The sequence below is a fragment of the Moraxella sp. CTOTU47618 genome (genome assembly GCF_032017425.1).
GTDB classification, from domain to species: domain Bacteria; phylum Pseudomonadota; class Gammaproteobacteria; order Pseudomonadales; family Moraxellaceae; genus Faucicola; species Faucicola tetraodonis.
The window spans coordinates 33293-49954 of sequence record NZ_DALZPW010000013.1 but is presented as its reverse complement, the minus strand read 5'-3'; the positions used below and the strand labels follow the sequence as shown (position 1 = coordinate 49954).

At 41.8% G+C, this 16662-nt stretch carries 13 protein-coding genes; all 13 read right to left on the bottom strand.

All coding sequences use genetic code 11. The features are described 5' to 3' along the window. Nucleotides 1-2: 2 nt before the first annotated feature. The 13 genes from RTS09_RS09840 to RTS09_RS09780 all read right to left on the bottom strand — a co-directional run bounded on the left by RTS09_RS09840 (nt 3) and on the right by RTS09_RS09780 (nt 16661). A complete protein-coding gene (locus tag RTS09_RS09840) occupies nt 3-1004 on the bottom strand; it encodes a glycosyltransferase family 52 (RefSeq protein WP_312536628.1) in 1002 nt (333 codons plus the stop codon). Beyond that, nucleotides 1001-2257: an oligosaccharide flippase family protein gene (locus RTS09_RS09835; RefSeq protein WP_312536625.1), complete on the bottom strand. Its 1257-nt coding sequence runs from the start codon at nt 2255-2257 to the stop codon at nt 1001-1003. The genes RTS09_RS09840 and RTS09_RS09835 overlap by 4 nt, the downstream gene beginning before the upstream one ends. Next, complete coding sequence (gene pseI / locus RTS09_RS09830) at nt 2257-3309, bottom strand: pseudaminic acid synthase (protein ID WP_312536622.1); 1053 nt, start codon at nt 3307-3309, stop codon at nt 2257-2259. Before pseI ends, RTS09_RS09835 begins: the two co-directional genes overlap by 1 nt. A 10-nt stretch (nt 3310-3319) precedes the next feature. Further along, nucleotides 3320-5002 carry a UDP-2,4-diacetamido-2,4,6-trideoxy-beta-L-altropyranose hydrolase gene (gene pseG, locus RTS09_RS09825; protein ID WP_312536619.1) on the bottom strand — a complete coding sequence of 561 codons (1683 nt, stop codon included), beginning with the start codon at nt 5000-5002 and terminating at the stop codon, nt 3320-3322. A gap of 14 nt (nt 5003-5016) precedes the next feature. Continuing rightward, nucleotides 5017-5691, bottom strand: a complete 675-nt coding sequence (gene pseF, locus RTS09_RS09820; protein ID WP_312536616.1) for a pseudaminic acid cytidylyltransferase — start codon at nt 5689-5691, stop codon at nt 5017-5019. Then, nucleotides 5691-6872, bottom strand: coding sequence for a UDP-4-amino-4,6-dideoxy-N-acetyl-beta-L-altrosamine transaminase (gene pseC / locus RTS09_RS09815; RefSeq protein WP_312536614.1), 1182 nt, complete (start codon nt 6870-6872; stop codon nt 5691-5693). The genes pseF and pseC overlap by 1 nt, the downstream gene beginning before the upstream one ends. Before the next feature lie 55 nt (nt 6873-6927). Next, entirely contained in the window at nt 6928-7926 is a 999-nt protein-coding gene (gene pseB / locus RTS09_RS09810; protein ID WP_062331488.1) for a UDP-N-acetylglucosamine 4,6-dehydratase (inverting), read from the bottom strand. Between the two features lie 39 nt (nt 7927-7965). Next, the gene (locus RTS09_RS09805; protein ID WP_312536608.1) at nt 7966-9231 is read right to left on the bottom strand and encodes an exopolysaccharide biosynthesis polyprenyl glycosylphosphotransferase; all 1266 of its coding nucleotides are present in this window, start codon (nt 9229-9231) and stop codon (nt 7966-7968) included. After that, nucleotides 9231-11030: a PglL family O-oligosaccharyltransferase gene (locus RTS09_RS09800; protein ID WP_312536605.1), complete on the bottom strand. Its 1800-nt coding sequence runs from the start codon at nt 11028-11030 to the stop codon at nt 9231-9233. The genes RTS09_RS09805 and RTS09_RS09800 overlap by 1 nt, the downstream gene beginning before the upstream one ends. Nucleotides 11031-11146: 116 nt before the next feature. Beyond that, nucleotides 11147-14776 carry a fused MFS/spermidine synthase gene (locus RTS09_RS09795; protein ID WP_312536602.1) on the bottom strand — a complete coding sequence of 1210 codons (3630 nt, stop codon included), beginning with the start codon at nt 14774-14776 and terminating at the stop codon, nt 11147-11149. A 76-nt stretch (nt 14777-14852) separates the two neighbouring features. Continuing rightward, nucleotides 14853-15278 (bottom strand): pilin, encoded by a 426-nt coding sequence (locus RTS09_RS09790; protein WP_312536599.1) that lies wholly within the window; start codon nt 15276-15278, stop codon nt 14853-14855. Nucleotides 15279-15657: 379 nt separating this feature from the next. Beyond that, nucleotides 15658-16131, bottom strand: a complete 474-nt coding sequence (locus RTS09_RS09785; RefSeq protein WP_312536596.1) for a type IV pilin protein — start codon at nt 16129-16131, stop codon at nt 15658-15660. Further along, nucleotides 16125-16661 (bottom strand): type IV pilin protein, encoded by a 537-nt coding sequence (locus RTS09_RS09780; protein ID WP_312536593.1) that lies wholly within the window; start codon nt 16659-16661, stop codon nt 16125-16127. Before RTS09_RS09780 ends, RTS09_RS09785 begins: the two co-directional genes overlap by 7 nt. Nucleotide 16662: the final 1 nt, after the last annotated feature.

Here is a 16662-nt window from a genome sequence, read left to right as displayed (position 1 = left end):
TGTTACCCTTTGAACCTATTTAGATTATCTGCGTCATCTAAATTAATGAGGGTAAAACCACGACTGGCAAGAAACTCATAAGCATCAGGGAATTTATCCCACAGCGCTTGGGTATACACCATAAATACTTGGGTGCGGGGAAATTCTTTGAGCGAAAACACGGCAGTGCTGATAAAGGTATAAATTTCAAAGCGCTGCTGGGGGTTTTGTTGCAATGCCTCGCTTAGATAATCTTCAATGATTTTATCGCTATCAATCACCGGCACAAGATGGCTAAAATCCAAGTTTTCTCGCGGGTGCGGACAAAATGCGTCAATGGCAAACTCGCTTACCATCTTTGTCACGATATCCCGATACGCCGTTTCGCCGATAAAGTTATCAAGGGCTTGCCCCAATAACAGCCGTTTTACCGGCAAATTCTCATCAGGCTGATTGTCTACTTTATCAAACAAATAAACCGGCTCGGTAGCGTCTATGATATTTTTTTCATGGGGAAAAATGGTGAAATGTTTTTTGGAGATAGCCAAAATACTGGGAATACTGGGATAAGTAATGCCCACGGCGTGCTTAAACAGTTGTAATGGTAAGGATTTTGGTAACGGTTGAAAATAGCTAGAATTGGGAAAAATATTAGCGGTGCCGTCATCAAAGGTATACAGCTGTTGGAATTTTACTTTAGAAATAACATATTGCAAAAACAACACGTCAATACTGGCAAGATAGACGTTTTCGATAGGTTTTTGCCAAATATCAAGCATGTTAAGTGTGGTTTTGATGTGGTTTAGGGTGACAAAACGTTCGCCCCAGGTTTTATTGTTCAATTCGATAAAGGCGGATTTTTGGCAGACTTGCTCAAGTTGTTCAAAATAATAGCGATGTTTAGGCTCGCTTTTTGAATGGATGCCATACGGCAAATAAAGCCCAATAAAGGGGGTACTGTGTTGCTTAATAATTTGATTGGCAATCAACACTTGCAAGGGGGTGATACAAATAATGAGATTCATGGCGTTTTTTTGACCTTTTCCACCTGCAGCGTATAATAATATAACAGCGGCAAAATCACCACGCCACTAATAATAGTGGCATACGGCACCACCGCCAGTGATACGCCACTTAACACCCACAAGGCAACCAAATACACCACCGTTGAGATAAGCGAACACAGTGAGATTTGCGCGCTTTTGGCATGATAAAACAAAAAATTCACCAACAATAAATACGGAATTATCAGCGAAAACGCCAGTACAAACATCACCACATAATACTGGCTTTGGGCAAAATCTGCCCCCAATAGCCACGCCATTAATGACGACGGCATCGCCCAAGCCATGGCAGTCAATATAACAGGCACCATCAAACTCAGCCAAAACAGTCGATGCAATTGCATCACTGTCATGCGCTGCGATTTTAGCCGTTCATATAAGTGAGGCACCAGCGCAGAATTGACCGCCATAATCACAATGGTCAAGCTACTAGCGACTTGCACGCCTGCCGAGTATACGCCTAGCTCATGACTGCTAAACCGCTGGTGAATCAACACTCGGTCAAGTTGCCCTTTGATGGTATAGCTTAACCCATGTAACAGCAGCGGCAAGCCTAGGGTTAAAATATAGCCGAGTCCCAGTTTGAGCCGTTTTGGGGTAAAGCGAAATTTGATAGCAAATTGGTATTTTGCCCACGCCAACGCTGCCACAAAAGTAACCCCATGCGCCAAGATAATCGCGATAAGACGCTGGGCAACTTTATCGGTGGTATCCCCAGCAAAAAACTGAAAAATCAGCACCGTCCATAGCAAATTTCCCAAAGCTAAACCCAATTGGATGGTCAGATAGCTAAACGGGCGTTTTTGGCATTGCCGCAGTGCCAGTTGGTTTTGCACCAAGGTTTGCAAAAAGGCGGTAAAAAAGCAGTAAAAAAGCAATTCGCTATGTAACAGCCAACTAATCGCTGTGCCAATCAGCAGCACGCCCACACTATATAGCCCGCCTGCCAATAAAATATTACCCAGCCCATGCCTGCCATACACATAAAAATAACGGGTCAAAGCGCCATTTTGCGACAGACTCATGGCGATTACAATAAATGCCGTGAGCGATAAATAATAGGACAAATCACCAAAGCCCGTTGTGCCTAATACCCTTGTTAAATAGGGCAATAGCAAAAACGGCACGGCTTTGGCAGTCATCTCGCCCACCACATAAATCAGGCTGTCTTTGAGTAAGGCGGATTGTGTTAAACGTTTGATTTTATTTAACATTACCTTTCAAGCACATCCCACGAGGTGGCAGTATTGGCTTGGATATCGGTTAGCACTTTTTTGCCCATCAATTCATCATAAAACTTCGGGGCAAGCCCAAAGCCAGGGCGAACGCTACGGATACAGCTTTCATCAATCACATCACCTGCCGTCATGTCTTTGACAAAATACAGTGAACGGCGAAATTGCACATTGCCGATTTCGCTTGATTTTCGCCCATAATCAACTTGTCCGAGCGACCGCCAAGCGGTTTTGCTATCACGGCAGAGCGCGGTGAGTTCGTCTTTTTCCAGTGAAAAACTGTCATCCGCGCCGCCGCCATTGCGGTCTAGGGTGACGTGTTTTTCAATAATACATGCCCCTAATGCCACGCTTGTCACGGCGGTAGTGTTGTCAAGCGTATGGTCGGATAAGCCAATCGGCACGCCAAAACGGCGCTGCATATCGACAATGGTACGCAGGTTATAGTCCTCTGCGGGGGCTGGGTAACCACTCACACAGTGCAATAACGCAAGCTCACGGCAGCCGCCATCACGAGCGGCAGCAACCGCCTCAGCAATTTCGGTTTGGTCTGCCATCCCTGTGGAGATAATCATTGGCTTACCGGTACTTGCCACATATTTGATAAGCGGTAAATCAATGGCTTCAAACGAGGCGATTTTGTACGCTGGGGCGTTCAAATCCTCGAGCAAATCCACCGCAGTCAAGTCAAACGGTGAACTAAACATGGTGATACCGACTTTGTGGGCGTGCTCAAACAATGGTTTATGCCAGTCCCACGGCGTGTAAGCTTCTTGGTACAAGTCATATAAGGTACGCCCGTCCCAAAGTCCTCCATGAATTTGGAAGTCAGCGGCGCTGCTGTTGAGGGTGATGGTATCTGCGGTGTAAGTTTGCATTTTGACCGCATCAGCACCGCACGCCTTTGCCATGTCAATGATACGGTAAGCGTTATTGATGTCGCCGTTGTGGTTGGCGGACATTTCAGCAATGATATATGGCGCATGGTCAATGCCGATTGGGCGGTTGTTAATGCTGAAATTTTGATTCATAAAAACACCCCTAAAATAAAAAATCTTGCGATTTTATTTCAAACTCAACCACATCATACACTTTTTCACCCACACCAAAATGCTGTTTTAACACGCCTGTTTCGCTAAATCCTAATTTACGATGTAACGCCAGTGACGCGGTATTATATGCCAGCACTTGCGCGGTGATTTTGCCAATGTCGGTGGTGTTGAAAATCTGTGCAATCGTCAAAACCCCCAACGCAAAGCCAAGCCCCTGCCCTTTTGCGCTATTAGGGGATAAATAAAACCCCCAACTGGCGGTTTTTTCATTCGGGCTTGAAGCATTAGGATTTGATGAATTAGGGTTTGGCGTATTGGTGTTTGCCAACTGCAGCGTCTGGTATTTATCTACCGTCATTTGGGTAACATTGACTAGCCCCATTGGCTCACCAGCGACTTCAAAAATCAGCAAATGCACATTGGCATGGTCAAGCTGTTTGCCATACCACTTTTCATGGTCAGCAAGGGCAATTTCATCTTGCCCAAACATCCACCGGCGCACGTCGATGTGATTACGCCATTGCCAAATCATCTGGGTATCGGCTTGGGTCGCTTGCCTCACTTGACAATGTTGAAATTTTTGCGCAAATTCAATCCAGTGCGCAACCCGTTTTGCCCCTTGCCCATCGACCAACGTGGCAGATTGCCGGCTGAATTTTTTATAATTGTCGGCCAGTTCGCTCAACAGGCGGGGCAGTTGCTCATCCAATGTAGCCATGTCAGTTACCACTTTGACCAGGTTTTTATCTGCCAACGCTTTGGCAATCACCTGCTGGTTATCGGCAAGCACGATCAGCACCATCGGCAATCCCAAACAACAGCGCTCCCAGGTGGTGCTGCCTGCCGCCCCAATCGCAAGGTCAGCATTTGCCATCAATTGCGCCATATTAGTCACATTGACAAGCACAGCACAGGCAAAACTTGCATGTTTGGCAAACCTTTGCACACTTTCGATATGCGGTGCGGTTTTGCCCATGACGACAGTCACGTTAAACGCTTGCGTAGATTGTTGGACAAAGGTATTGAGACTTTGCAAAATCTTGAGCGTGACATTATCGTTATCGACACCGCCAAGATTGACCAATATATTGTTGGGCGGCTGTATGCTTTTACGTCTGTTTAGGCTCATCGCTCGCCAGCTGGCAAACTCATCCCGTAATAGCGTATAACGTGTACCTAGTAATCGCTGGCAATCACTTGGCACAAGCGGTTGATAATCTTCGTTTTTTCGCCCAAAATTTTGGTCAAGCAAAATCTCACAATCGTGCGTTCGGTCGGCTAAATCGTCAATGGCTAAAATTTTAAGGTTTGGCAAAAGTCGTTTAGCTTGTTGCTCCCATTTTTCGCCAATCGCATAATGGTCGATAATCAGCCAATCTGGCTTTAACGCTTGCAAGATGGGTTTACACTCGGCAAAATCGTCGCTTTCACTGGCGCCTAGCCACTCGCTATGGGCATGCTGTTTGATAAAATCTGCAATCCCACTTTTGGCTAACAGATGCACAGCAAAACCTTTTTGCCCAATCAAATCCGCCAAATGCCCGTCATGCTGACGACAAATAAACGAGATATCATGCCCTTGCTGTTTTAACCGGTCAGCGAGCGTGAGACAACGCATAATATGACCGCTACCCATCGTTAAACTTGCATCTGCTCGCACCACGATCTTCATGCTAGCGCCTATTTTCATGCTAGCTCCAGTTGTGCTTGGTACAGGCGCTCAGCAAATCGCCAATCATTTTCATCATCAATATCGACCACACTGTATTTTGGCAACACATAGCCTAGGGCATGATTATGGATTTTATCCTCGCCGAGCCATGCCTCACGACTGCCCCAATAAAACTGACCTGCGTCAAAATACGCCTGCGGCAAATCTTGGGTTCGGGTGAGTTCATGTTGGCTAAACATGCTCGACACTTCACCAGTATCGCTTAACTTAAGTGAGCGTAACACATTGGATTCAAACTCTAAAACCGGAAAACAATACAAACTGTTGGATGACTGCCAATGCTCAAAACTGTCGGTTAAATACTGCGGTTTTAAAAAAGGCGTACAGGGGTATAGACAGCAGATATGGCTAGCTTTTGGCATGCTCTGCAGCGTATGGCGAATCACCGCAGCGGTAGTGGCGTAATCATCGGCAAGCTCGGCAGGTCTTTGGCTGACAGTGGCACCATGGTGTTGAGCGATATCGGCAATAGCGCCATCATCGGTTGACACGATGATCTGCTCAAACAATTGGCTGTTTTTTGCCGTTGCAATGGCACGAGCCAGCATGGGTTTGCCACAAAAATCTTTGATGTTTTTGCGAGGAATGCGTTTACTTCCCCCACGCGCAGGGATGATACAGACCTTCATTATGCTAATGCCTGATAAATTGCATTGACCACTTGCGCTTGCGAAGCTTCACTTAGGTCATAATACAATGGCAAACTAATGGCTTGTGCATAGTAGCGCTCGGCATGCGGAAAATCGCCTTGTCTAAAGCCCAACTTGGCATAATACGGCTGGGTATGCACTGGAATATAATGCACATTCACCCCGATATTTTGCGCCCGCAAACTGTCAAACACTTGCTTACGCGTTTTGCCACTGTCTGCTGTCAGTTGAATGGGATATAAATGAAACCCCGAATAATTAGCAGGGTTGCGATAAGGCAACATAATCGGTAAATCTGTTAATAATTCATCATAACGCTTGGCAAGCTGATGACGGCGAGCCACAAACTCATCCAACTTTGTCATTTGACTGACCCCCAATGCCCCTTGCAATTCGGTCATGCGATAGTTAAAGCCCAAATCAATTTGCTGGTAATACCAACCACCGTCAGGTTCGTGGGTCATTAGATTGGCATCACGGGTGATACCATGACTACGGAGCAACTGCATTTTTTCCGCCAACACGGGGTCATTCGTTGTTGCCAGTCCACCTTCTGCGGTGGTAATGATTTTGACAGGGTGAAAGCTAAACACGGTAATGTCGCTAAACTCACAATTGCCAATTGGTTGATTGTGATATTTGCCACCAATGGCATGAGAGGCATCCTCAATAACCTTAAAGCCATATTGTTGCGATAGCGCATGAATGGCCGCCATATCACAGGGTTCACCGGTGAAATGCACGGGAATGACTATTTTTGGCAAGCGGTTTTCAGCATCGGCAAGCTGTAACTTTTCTGCTAACGCGTTGATAGACATATTGAGCGTTAGCGGATCAATATCCACAAAATCAATGTTAGCACCACAGTACAATCCACAGTTAGCGGATGCGGTAAAGGTAATCGGCGTCGTCCACAGCCAGTCATCTTTGCCCTTTTCACCTTGACCAAGACCCAATGCCAAACAGGCAATATGCAGTGCTGAGGTCGCGCTATTGACCGCCACGCCAAACTTTGCCCCCGTATAGGTAGCGACGCGTTCTTCAAACGCTGGTACTTGACTACCTTGGGTCAGAAAATCAGACTGTAGCACAGCGACCACGGAATCAATATCAGTTTGGGTGATATGCTGACGACCATAAGGGATAAATTGATTTGCCATACTATTTGCCCAAGGGGGTTGGTTATCAAGGGGGTTTGTTATCAAGGGTTAGCGATTAAATTTTACCAATTTTTGCTTTGTTGGTTTCAATCCATTCTTGGAGTTGCTCAGTCGTCATCCACTCACTGTTATTATCACTGGCGTACACGAAGCCTTCTGGCACTTTAACACCATCTTTGATACGCTCAGGCGTTTCATCCCAGCCATTAATCGCGGGCAAGATTTTAAAATGCTCGGGATATTCGTAGGTATGAAAAGAATCTTCAGCACTAATCATTTGCTCATGCAATTTCTCGCCAGGACGAATACCAATGATTTTTTGCTCAGCAGTGGCAGAAACGGCAGTTGCCACATCTGGCATGGTCATAGAAGGAATTTTTTTGACATAAATTTCGCCGCCCACCATGTCTTCAAACGCATGCCAAACCAGCTCCACACCTTGTTCAAGCGAAATCATAAAACGGGTCATACGCGGGTCTGTGATGGTCAGTATGCCACTGTCTTTAATTGATAGAAAATACGGAATCACCGAGCCACGACTCCCCATGACATTGCCATAACGTACCACCGAAAAGCGTGTGCCATGCTCCCCTGAATAGGCGTTGCCTGCGACAAACAGTTTGTCCGATGCCAATTTGGTCGCGCCATACAGATTCACGGGACTAGATGCTTTGTCAGTCGATAAGGCAACGACTTTTTTCACCCCTTTATCAATACAGGCATCAATTAAATTCATTGCGCCGTTGATATTGGTTTTGACACATTCAAACGGATTATATTCGGCAGTGGGCACGATTTTGGTTGCTGCCGCATGTACCACATAATCCACCCCATCAAGCGCTCGATATAGACGGTCTTTATCACGCACATCACCGATAAAAAAACGTACCCGCGGGTCGCCTTGATACAGTTTTGCCATTTCCCACTGTTTCATCTCATCACGCGAGAGGATAATCAATTTTTTGGGATTGTATTTTTCAAGCGTCATCGGCACAAAGGTATGCCCAAATGAGCCTGTCCCGCCGGTCACTAAAATGGTTGAATTGGTTAACATAGTGCACTACCTATTATGGCTAAAGTTATTTGTCGCAGTTTATCTAGCCCCAAAACCTGTCAGCATGGTTTGAATGGTTTTGAGTACAATCAAGATATCTAATGCAAAAGAAATATGTTTAATATAATAAAAATCGTACTGTACCTTAAGCGCCGTCTCATCGGTATCACTGGCATACCCTTGTGTGACCTGCGCCCATCCAGAAATACCGGGTTTGACGATATGGCGATAATTATAAAAAGGGATGGTTTTTTCAAAGGTTTTGACAAAACTTAGCTGTTCGGGTCTCGGTCCAATCAGGCTCATATCGCCTTTGAGCACATTCAAAAATTGCGGCAGTTCATCGATACGGGTTTTACGAATAAATTTACCGACTTTAGTCACACGCGGGTCATTTTGTTGCGCCAGTTTTGCCCCGTTTTTTTCTGAGTCAAAGCGCATACTGCGAAATTTATAGATTTTAAACAATTTGCCGCCTTGCCCGACCCGCTCTTGGACAAATATCGCCCTACCCGGACTTTCCAAGCGTATCGCAATGACAGTGACCACCGCAATCAGCAATACAAAAGGCGCCACCAATAAAATCGCTATAATATCAATCAGTTGTTTAAACCATAAATAGGTTTGCGAGGGCAACAGCGAGCCCAATTCGTTTTCATACAAATGATGAATCGGCAGACGCCCAGTCAAAGACTCATACACCTGGCGATTATTATACACCGGTCTGCCCTGTAACGTTTGCTCGGTTAAAAATCGCTGCCAGTCTTCATCGAGTGCAGGCGATGACAGGTCTGCTACTATCGCTTGCACTTTTTTGGATTGTATGGCATCCAAATGCGGTTTTTCAAGGCGCAGCCAATGGATCTGAAAAATCGCTTCAAAGTTTTGACAATGTCCCAGTGGAATATACGCCATATAAGGTTGGTGCGCTTTTTGCTCAAGTAAAAACGATAAAAAGAAAAATACTACCCCGATTGCACCCGATAAGCCAAAGTAATATAGCGAATACGGCAATCGAAAAACGATAATCACCATGCCTAACAGCATCATCACCAACAATAAGGTTGGCAACACAAAACTGATGGAGCGTTGACCTGGAAACTGGGTAAGTTTGCGCAGACCCAGGGTAACTAGCAAGACACCCAAGGTGGCTAACACCATACTGTTAAATTCAGTAATCAGCCAGCGCCCCTGCAAAAAGCGCATTCGCCACATCAGCAAGGCGGGCAAAATTACCACCACCCCCCAACCCACGATGAGTCGGAACGCGATATTTTGCCATACTAAAAAAATTACCCGCTGCATTATGGTTTAAGTCCTGTTTTTTCAGGATTGGCGTCACGCCATTGCTGAAACTCACGGTATAAAGCTGCAAATGTCGCAGGATCTTGTTTGGCAAGATTGCCCAAGTCAGTATCCACATTATCACAATCGGATAAATCTTTGACCATCACACAAGCCGCTTCGATATGTTTTAATGCCGCTTGTTGGTCACCTTTATAGGCTAAGAACTGTGCATAAGCTAATATATTATACTGGGAAGAATCGGTATTTAGCACCTCTTCAAAGATGGCTTCTTTGACGCTTGCCTGATGGCGATTAATCGGCACTTGCATGGCAAGGATGCGGTCATGATAGGCACTAAAGCCAAACACCTCATTTTGGTAGTCAATTCCTTTGTCTTGGTTTAGATGATTGGTGTGCTTGATAAAGCGATTATAATCCAAATAATTGAGATGAAAATATTGGCAAATATAGTAGCCTGATAACATCGCCAAACCAAGCATGATAACAGACATGGCTTTTCTTAGTTTGGGTTGCCACACAAGTTGCCAGTTGCGCTGATCAATCAACGCCAAAAACAAGGCAAAAACCGCGAGATAACGAAAATACCATAACGGGTATTCTACGCTGGCATATAAGATACTGGCAATGACAAATGCCAGGGCAATCGCGCTTTCGCTGCTATGGCGCAGATGAATCGCCCGCACCAGTAGCCAAACAATCGGCACAAAGCATAGCGCGCCTAACACCCCTAGCTCCGCCAAAATCATGGTGGCAAAATTATGCGAATGGTCGGCAATCTCTGGCCATTTAAAATATTGGGCATAATCAACGCTTGCGCCCATGTAGTTGTTCCAGCCGACCCCTGTGAGCACATGGTCATGAAATATCATCATGGCGCGTTCGCTCATCGCCGAGCGGTTCCCCTGACCGCCCGCCATACGACTCACCGCCCCAAGCTGATTGGCGCTGCTATAATTACTAATCCAACTTGCGCCCATATAGTACAGCACAAATACGACAAGACCAAAAACGCTAGCCGATAATTTGCTTTTCCACGCTATCGGCTGGGTCAAAAAGAAAATGGGAATCACCGCCAGCATCATCACCAGACCCGCCCGACTTTGTGTCAAGGCAAGCCCGATGGTAAATATCACAAACAATACCATCAAGCTAAATCGCGCGTATTGTCGGTATCGACCCATCAGCCACTGCGGCGCATTTAACCTTTCTTGAAACGACTGCTGCAGTTGATAAATCACCCCACACAGCGCGAGCACAAACGCGTAGCCTGCGTGATTGGCTTGTCCAAAGTTGCCATCATAGCGCCCGCCATTGGCGTTACCACGGGCTATCACCCAGCCTTTATAATCAATCTGATAGCCGCTCATCTGCATTAGTTGAATCATAAAAGTGATGATTGCCATGAGATATACCGCAATAAACAGGCGGTTTAATAAATGCGCTTTATTGTCAATCTGGCTGCCTATCAACGCAGTCAAGGCAACCACCAGCAAGCTTATCACCGGAAAAATTAAGGCATCAGGGTAAGCAATATGATTGAATAATGGCTGACATACAATCAGTATTGCTAGCAGCAACCAAGTGAGCACAGATTTGCTCACCTTTGTAATGGGATTTTGCCAAAAAAAGGCCGCGACTGCCAAACTCACAAACCCAAATGCGGTGGCGTTGACCACAAAATCTCGACCCAGTGGCGAATGCCAAGGCATGAGATAGGTCAAAATGGCTAACCCCATGAATAAGGTAAACAGACGAATATCTTGATTGGGGGTTTGGGGTGGCGTAGATGACAGCATAGGATTTTCGTATGGGTTAAACGCAAAAATGCTAAACAGGGTAGTTTAGCATTTTTTATTCATAAAAATATTATTTCTAGAAATTTATTTCCAAAGTCTTAAGCCGTCTACCTCTGCTACTTTTCAAATTTTGAAAGGTATTCCAGGTTCTTAGTCAAAGTATCTTCCATAATCGCATTACCTTTTGGTGTTGCGTATTCTAAATATAAATTATTATCTGTTGAAATCAGATGACGCAATGTCTTATCTGTCTTATATGCTAGATTATTTACTCCTTTAGGTGACAAAACGATAGAATCTTTAAAGAATTTTTCTTTATTTTTTAGTTCATCAATCGTTAAGCTATTATAAGGATATTTTAAGCTATGCGATTTTAATGCTTCATCACTATTCGAGGCAATAATGATGCCTTGTCCTCCAACAGAATAAAGCCACACATGTTTATAGACAGAGCGAACTGTATTCAAAATATACACCAAATCAATTGGATGCATATGATGTAGTTGAACCCATTGCTGTAAAACACCTTCTTTATTTAATCGCTTTTGAGATAACTCATAGAATTCTTTATTGTAAAGATTCGCTGCACCAGCAAACCAAATACTAGTAATTTCTAAACTAATTAAGTCATATTTCTCATCTTGAGTTAATAAGAAATTCCGACCATCTGTATAAATTAAATTCACACCTGATTGATTTATTACATTATGGTTGATATCAGAAAAATATTTATTTGCCATAAATACAATATCTTTAGATAACTCAACAACATCAAGATTTTCGAAGCCTTGCTCATGTAATACCCGAGCGGTCATACCTGTACCATAACCAATGGCTAAAGCGCTTTTCCGTTCACTATTATGCATAAGAGGAATCAAAGCAAAGGATTCCTGTGCTAGCGTTTCTCCCGAATTATTCCCTTGGAATTTACCATTAGTTAGTAATGTTATATATTTTCCATCAGAACTACGTGTAACGGAAGTCACGCCGCCTTCTATACTTTCAGTATGATCTATTACATTTCCCCAATATGATGGCATAAAGTAAACATTCGCCCCTTGTGCCAAACTGGTAAAATTCCAATTTTTTGGATAAATAAGAAAAAGTAGAAAAATTGATATTACAACTCCAGCAGTATATGGATTAAATTTATAATTTACTTTAATTAGGCATAATAATACCAATACCGCCAAGATTAATGAAACTACAGCAAGTAATAAAAAAACCTTATTTGAACCCATTAATGGTAACAATAAAAATCCTACCAATAAGACTCCAGATATATTACCAATAGTATTTAATGCGCTTGAAATACCTAAACCTCTTGCACTACCTTGTCCCAACCAATCCGCTGCTAAACTCATTGCCGCAGGATAGGTTGCACCGATAAAGAGTGTTGCTGGCAGCATGGCCAAAGCACAAATTACTCCTCTTAAAATCTCTCTTGCCCAAAATCCCAGATGGATATAATTTTGCATCTCACCAAAACTAGCAAAATAAGCAGGAATTTTATCCCACAATAATGCCGTAATAATAATAGATGCAGCAATTCCACATTGGGCAAGAACAATTAATGTTGTTCTATCTATATAGTTAAGTGCTTTTTTACCAAAGATTGAGCCTAAACCGAGACCCAATAAAAATACCGCAAGCATTAAGGCAAAAGCATAAACACTATTACCAGCAACTACTGCTAGCATATGAATTGAAACAACTTCTAGGCCTAGCGTTACTGCTCCACCAATCGTTAAAACAATTAATGCCATTATACCCAATATCTTTGGCACAAAAATATGAGGAAGAACAGGTGGAAAATTATCAAATTCTTGAAGTTGAGTGTTCTGTATTTTAAACTGCCCTATAGTATAAAGCGCAATCATCAAACTAAATACGGCAGCTAAATTCGTCGCACCGATTCGACCTATTGCAGAAATAAAGAAATACCCACCAATAAATGAACCTAACGCAGCACCAATCACATTTGCACTATATAGTCGGCTAATTGCTGTATCACTTTGAATGTTGAGTTGTTTTAAATATTTAAACATGATGGGTAAAGTTGCACCCATCAAAATGGTGGGAATACCTAAAACAATCACACCCAACGCCACTCGTAAAAATGTTACATAAGGGTCATCTGCAGATAATCCAGTGACAGATATAACATAAATATTCTGAATGACTTTAAATAAAAATGGGGTAATAACTGCATATAAACCAATAAATGCTTCTATGCCTGCATAATACAAAAGTAGTTTTTTTACTTTATCAGCAATATACCCGCCCAACCAAGCACCTAAAGCCATACCAGACATATAGGTTGTTAAAACAGTATATGAAGCTAAAGAGGTACTACCAAATGTAACTGCTAAACTTTTTGCATAAACCACTTCATACAATAAACCTGCAAAACCTGAAGCAACAAATACACCAATCACCCAGCGAGGGGTTGTAGATTTTTCGGTTTTTTTGGCATCCTCTATTTTTAAAATAGAAATTACTACCTCAGTATCATTCCATACATATTTGATATATATGCCAAATAAAATAGTTGCTATCAATACACTCCAAATGGCAAACACTTGTACAAATAATAAATTATTGGACAGCCATTCTGCTGATGTTAATAGCATGAGCATCCATAGAGTGAACGTTACACCTGCCCCAACCCAGAGGGTTGTAACTTTTTTATTTTTAAAAACAAAATTATCAGGATTTGCTAATCCAATACCTATAAAGGCTGAAAATGGCAAAGCAACCACTAAATCTAAAACATAATGCTCTCCAAGAGCAATCGTTGCAACAGCTGTCAATAACGTAAATACTGTTGCTATATAAAAGTAAATCTTTTTGCTCAATCCAGCGGTTAACAACCAGATTAATAATGCACCCGTTAAGTGCATAGATGGCATTCCATTACGAGCTGCTGGAGGAATAAACACTTTGCCGCTTTGAAGCGCGCTAGCTGTCGGCATGTTTAAAGGAAAGTACTCAGTAGCAAAGGCATATACAGGTCCAGAAACAGGAATAATGGTATAACATATGAAAGCTAAACCAAAAGGTACAATAAGTACTCTGATAACATGATATCTATCGTCTTTATTTTCCCTGATAAAGAGAGAAACTACTACAAATAAAGAAACAGATAATAACGAATAGACCTCCAATAATAACGTATTCCAAAAAGCATGAGATATCTCAAACCATTGGACAAATGGCAATGTTATATTTCCGAAAGCGGAATCAATTTTGTATATGTCAATATCATAGACATAAGGTAAAATGAACGTGTTAACTTTCAAAGCAGTTTGTGTGGACCAACCCATCAATATAAAAAGAAATGTCAATAAAAAATAAAGATTACTTAAACTGTTTTGTCTTTCAAAGAAATAATGATGTAGCTGTTTAAATAAGGTATATACGCCTAGTGGAGCTAAAATAACCATAAGATTTGCAGATGGGCTCGTGTATGCATTTCTTATATCTATAAAAAATATAAAATAACCCAATATAATCAACCCTACAAATAAATGATGATTAATTACTTTACTTTTAGCAATAGAAAACATTAAAGCACTAATACCAAAATAGGCTCCAGTACTATTAAGCACTTGCCAGTGATCCGTGACATTTAAATTAGACAAAAAATTAAATGAACCAAATAACGAAAATGAAAATAGTTGTAACAAAATTGATATAGGAAAAATAACCTTTAACCAATATTTTATATTTTCGTTTAAATCCATCTAAAATTTTCCTTACAGTACGTTTAAACAAAAAAAAAGGAGTTTCCTCCCTTTTTTTAACTTTAACTTTAATTAATTAGCGACAAGCTGATGGTAGATATTTAGCACTGAGTGAAGATGTACAAGCCCAAGTATATGCCCCCGATGTCTCTGTTGGTGTTAATACAATAGTTGCACCTTTAACCTGGTCATTAACACTTGCACTTTTCATGGTTGCAGTAATTACGCCACTTGCCCCTACCTCTGTTTTAGCCACATATTTTCCTGAAATACTAGAGGCTGCTGCAATACCTGCTCCAGCATTAGAGGTTGGCCATGCACCTGTGTTAGAACGAACTTCTGTTACTGCCCCTTTTTGACCACTTGCTAAGGTTACAGCTTCAGTTATTTGAGAGCGAGCAATGTAGTCTTGATACGCTGGAATAGCGATAGCCGCTAAAATACCGATAATCGCGATAACAATCATTAATTCAATTAGAGTAAAACCTTTTTGAGCGTTCATAATGAACTCCTATTTTTGAGTGTATAAAATGGATAACCTAGTCATATAATTAATTATGTAGCCAGTCATCCAAGTAATTAAGTCAATCTGCAAAGTTTTGATAACCCTCACTTTGCCTTGGTAATGTAGTTACTGCATTTTTTGTGCCAATTTCTTTTTTTAGCCAAATTAACACTAATATATCTTCTATTTGGCTACTAATTTAAAATTATTTAGTGCATCAAGGATTATTTAAGCAAAATTTTTCCTAAACAGCCCATTTTATTCAGCTATCCGTATGTTATTGTCAAATATATGACAATCTTTGTCACTATTTTAGGTCACCCAACATGAATATTCTCTATATTGCCGAAAATTGTTCAATGCTTAACTTAATAAGCTAATTATTCCATTCTTGACCCGTACCACATGAGGTATTTCGGCATTTTACACCATCAGAATCATAAGTTAATGTGCCATCATTACTCATAAGACCGTTGGAAATTGGTATAGCCTGTATACGCCATTTAGAAGTAGTCATGGTATTTCCTATCATTGGGGTATTAGTTGAGCTGTCAATAATGGTTACATTGTAATCTGCATTACCCAATGGATAAGTAATAGCACCAAGTACAGGAGTGGCGCCTAAAACATGAGACAGAGAAATATTTGTGTATATACCTTCCACTAGTTTTCGAGATTGGATACGCATGGCGATATTCTGTAATTCAAACATCATGTTATTACGATGTGTTTTAATCACATAAGATTGATAATTGGGATAAGCCACTGCTGCTAATATACCAATAATTGCCACCACAATCATGAGTTCAATTAGAGTAAAGCCATTACTTTTGTACTGGGTTATTACCATGATGAACTTCCTGTACCGCAGTTGCTATCTTCAAAAAGTTTTATTGCCGTTATTGAGCCATCTAGCGACTCACATTGGATTCCTTGACTAGAAAAACCAATATAAGGATAGCCACTGAGTAACGGGGTAGCCAATATGACATAGTTGGTTGCTACACTAGCATTTGCAAACGTTGACTCGCTTAAATTCGAATCAGATCCTAGTATTGTCACCATTTTGATATCATACTTTGCACTACCTGTATTAGGATAGTGAAACGTCTTTTTGTCTGAATCAAACGTTTGTGATTGGGAGGTAAACCCTGCATAATTTAATTGCCTTGCTCGCCATTTGTTGAGTTCATTTGACTGCATCATAATGATAGACTTTACTTTTTGAATATCATTTTTTTTGATAAAGTGCTGATAAGATGGTACAGCAATCGCTGCCAAAATGGCTATTACCATCACTGTAATCATCAACTCAATCAAAGTAAAACCTTTTGAATTAAGCAGAGTCTTCTCAGCTATAGCAAAATGTACTTTACTCACG

Excerpts from the sequence above, each read along its gene's own strand:
- pseF (WP_312536616.1), bottom strand. The coding sequence starts at position 5,691 with ATGAAGGTCTGTATCATCCCTGCGCGTGGGGGAAGTAAACGCATTCCT.
- RTS09_RS09785 (WP_312536596.1), bottom strand. The coding sequence starts at position 16,131 with ATGGTAATAACCCAGTACAAAAGTAATGGCTTTACTCTAATTGAACTC.
- RTS09_RS09805 (WP_312536608.1), bottom strand. The coding sequence starts at position 9,231 with ATGCAGCGGGTAATTTTTTTAGTATGGCAAAATATCGCGTTCCGACTC.
- pseC (WP_312536614.1), bottom strand. The coding sequence starts at position 6,872 with ATGGCAAATCAATTTATCCCTTATGGTCGTCAGCATATCACCCAAACT.
- pseG (WP_312536619.1), bottom strand. The coding sequence starts at position 5,002 with ATGAAGATCGTGGTGCGAGCAGATGCAAGTTTAACGATGGGTAGCGGT.
- RTS09_RS09840 (WP_312536628.1), bottom strand. The coding sequence starts at position 1,004 with ATGAATCTCATTATTTGTATCACCCCCTTGCAAGTGTTGATTGCCAAT.
- pseB (WP_062331488.1), bottom strand. The coding sequence starts at position 7,926 with ATGTTAACCAATTCAACCATTTTAGTGACCGGCGGGACAGGCTCATTT.
- RTS09_RS09795 (WP_312536602.1), bottom strand. The coding sequence starts at position 14,776 with ATGGATTTAAACGAAAATATAAAATATTGGTTAAAGGTTATTTTTCCT.
- pseI (WP_312536622.1), bottom strand. The coding sequence starts at position 3,309 with ATGAATCAAAATTTCAGCATTAACAACCGCCCAATCGGCATTGACCAT.
- RTS09_RS09835 (WP_312536625.1), bottom strand. The coding sequence starts at position 2,257 with ATGTTAAATAAAATCAAACGTTTAACACAATCCGCCTTACTCAAAGAC.
- RTS09_RS09790 (WP_312536599.1), bottom strand. The coding sequence starts at position 15,278 with ATGAACGCTCAAAAAGGTTTTACTCTAATTGAATTAATGATTGTTATC.
- RTS09_RS09800 (WP_312536605.1), bottom strand. The coding sequence starts at position 11,030 with ATGCTGTCATCTACGCCACCCCAAACCCCCAATCAAGATATTCGTCTG.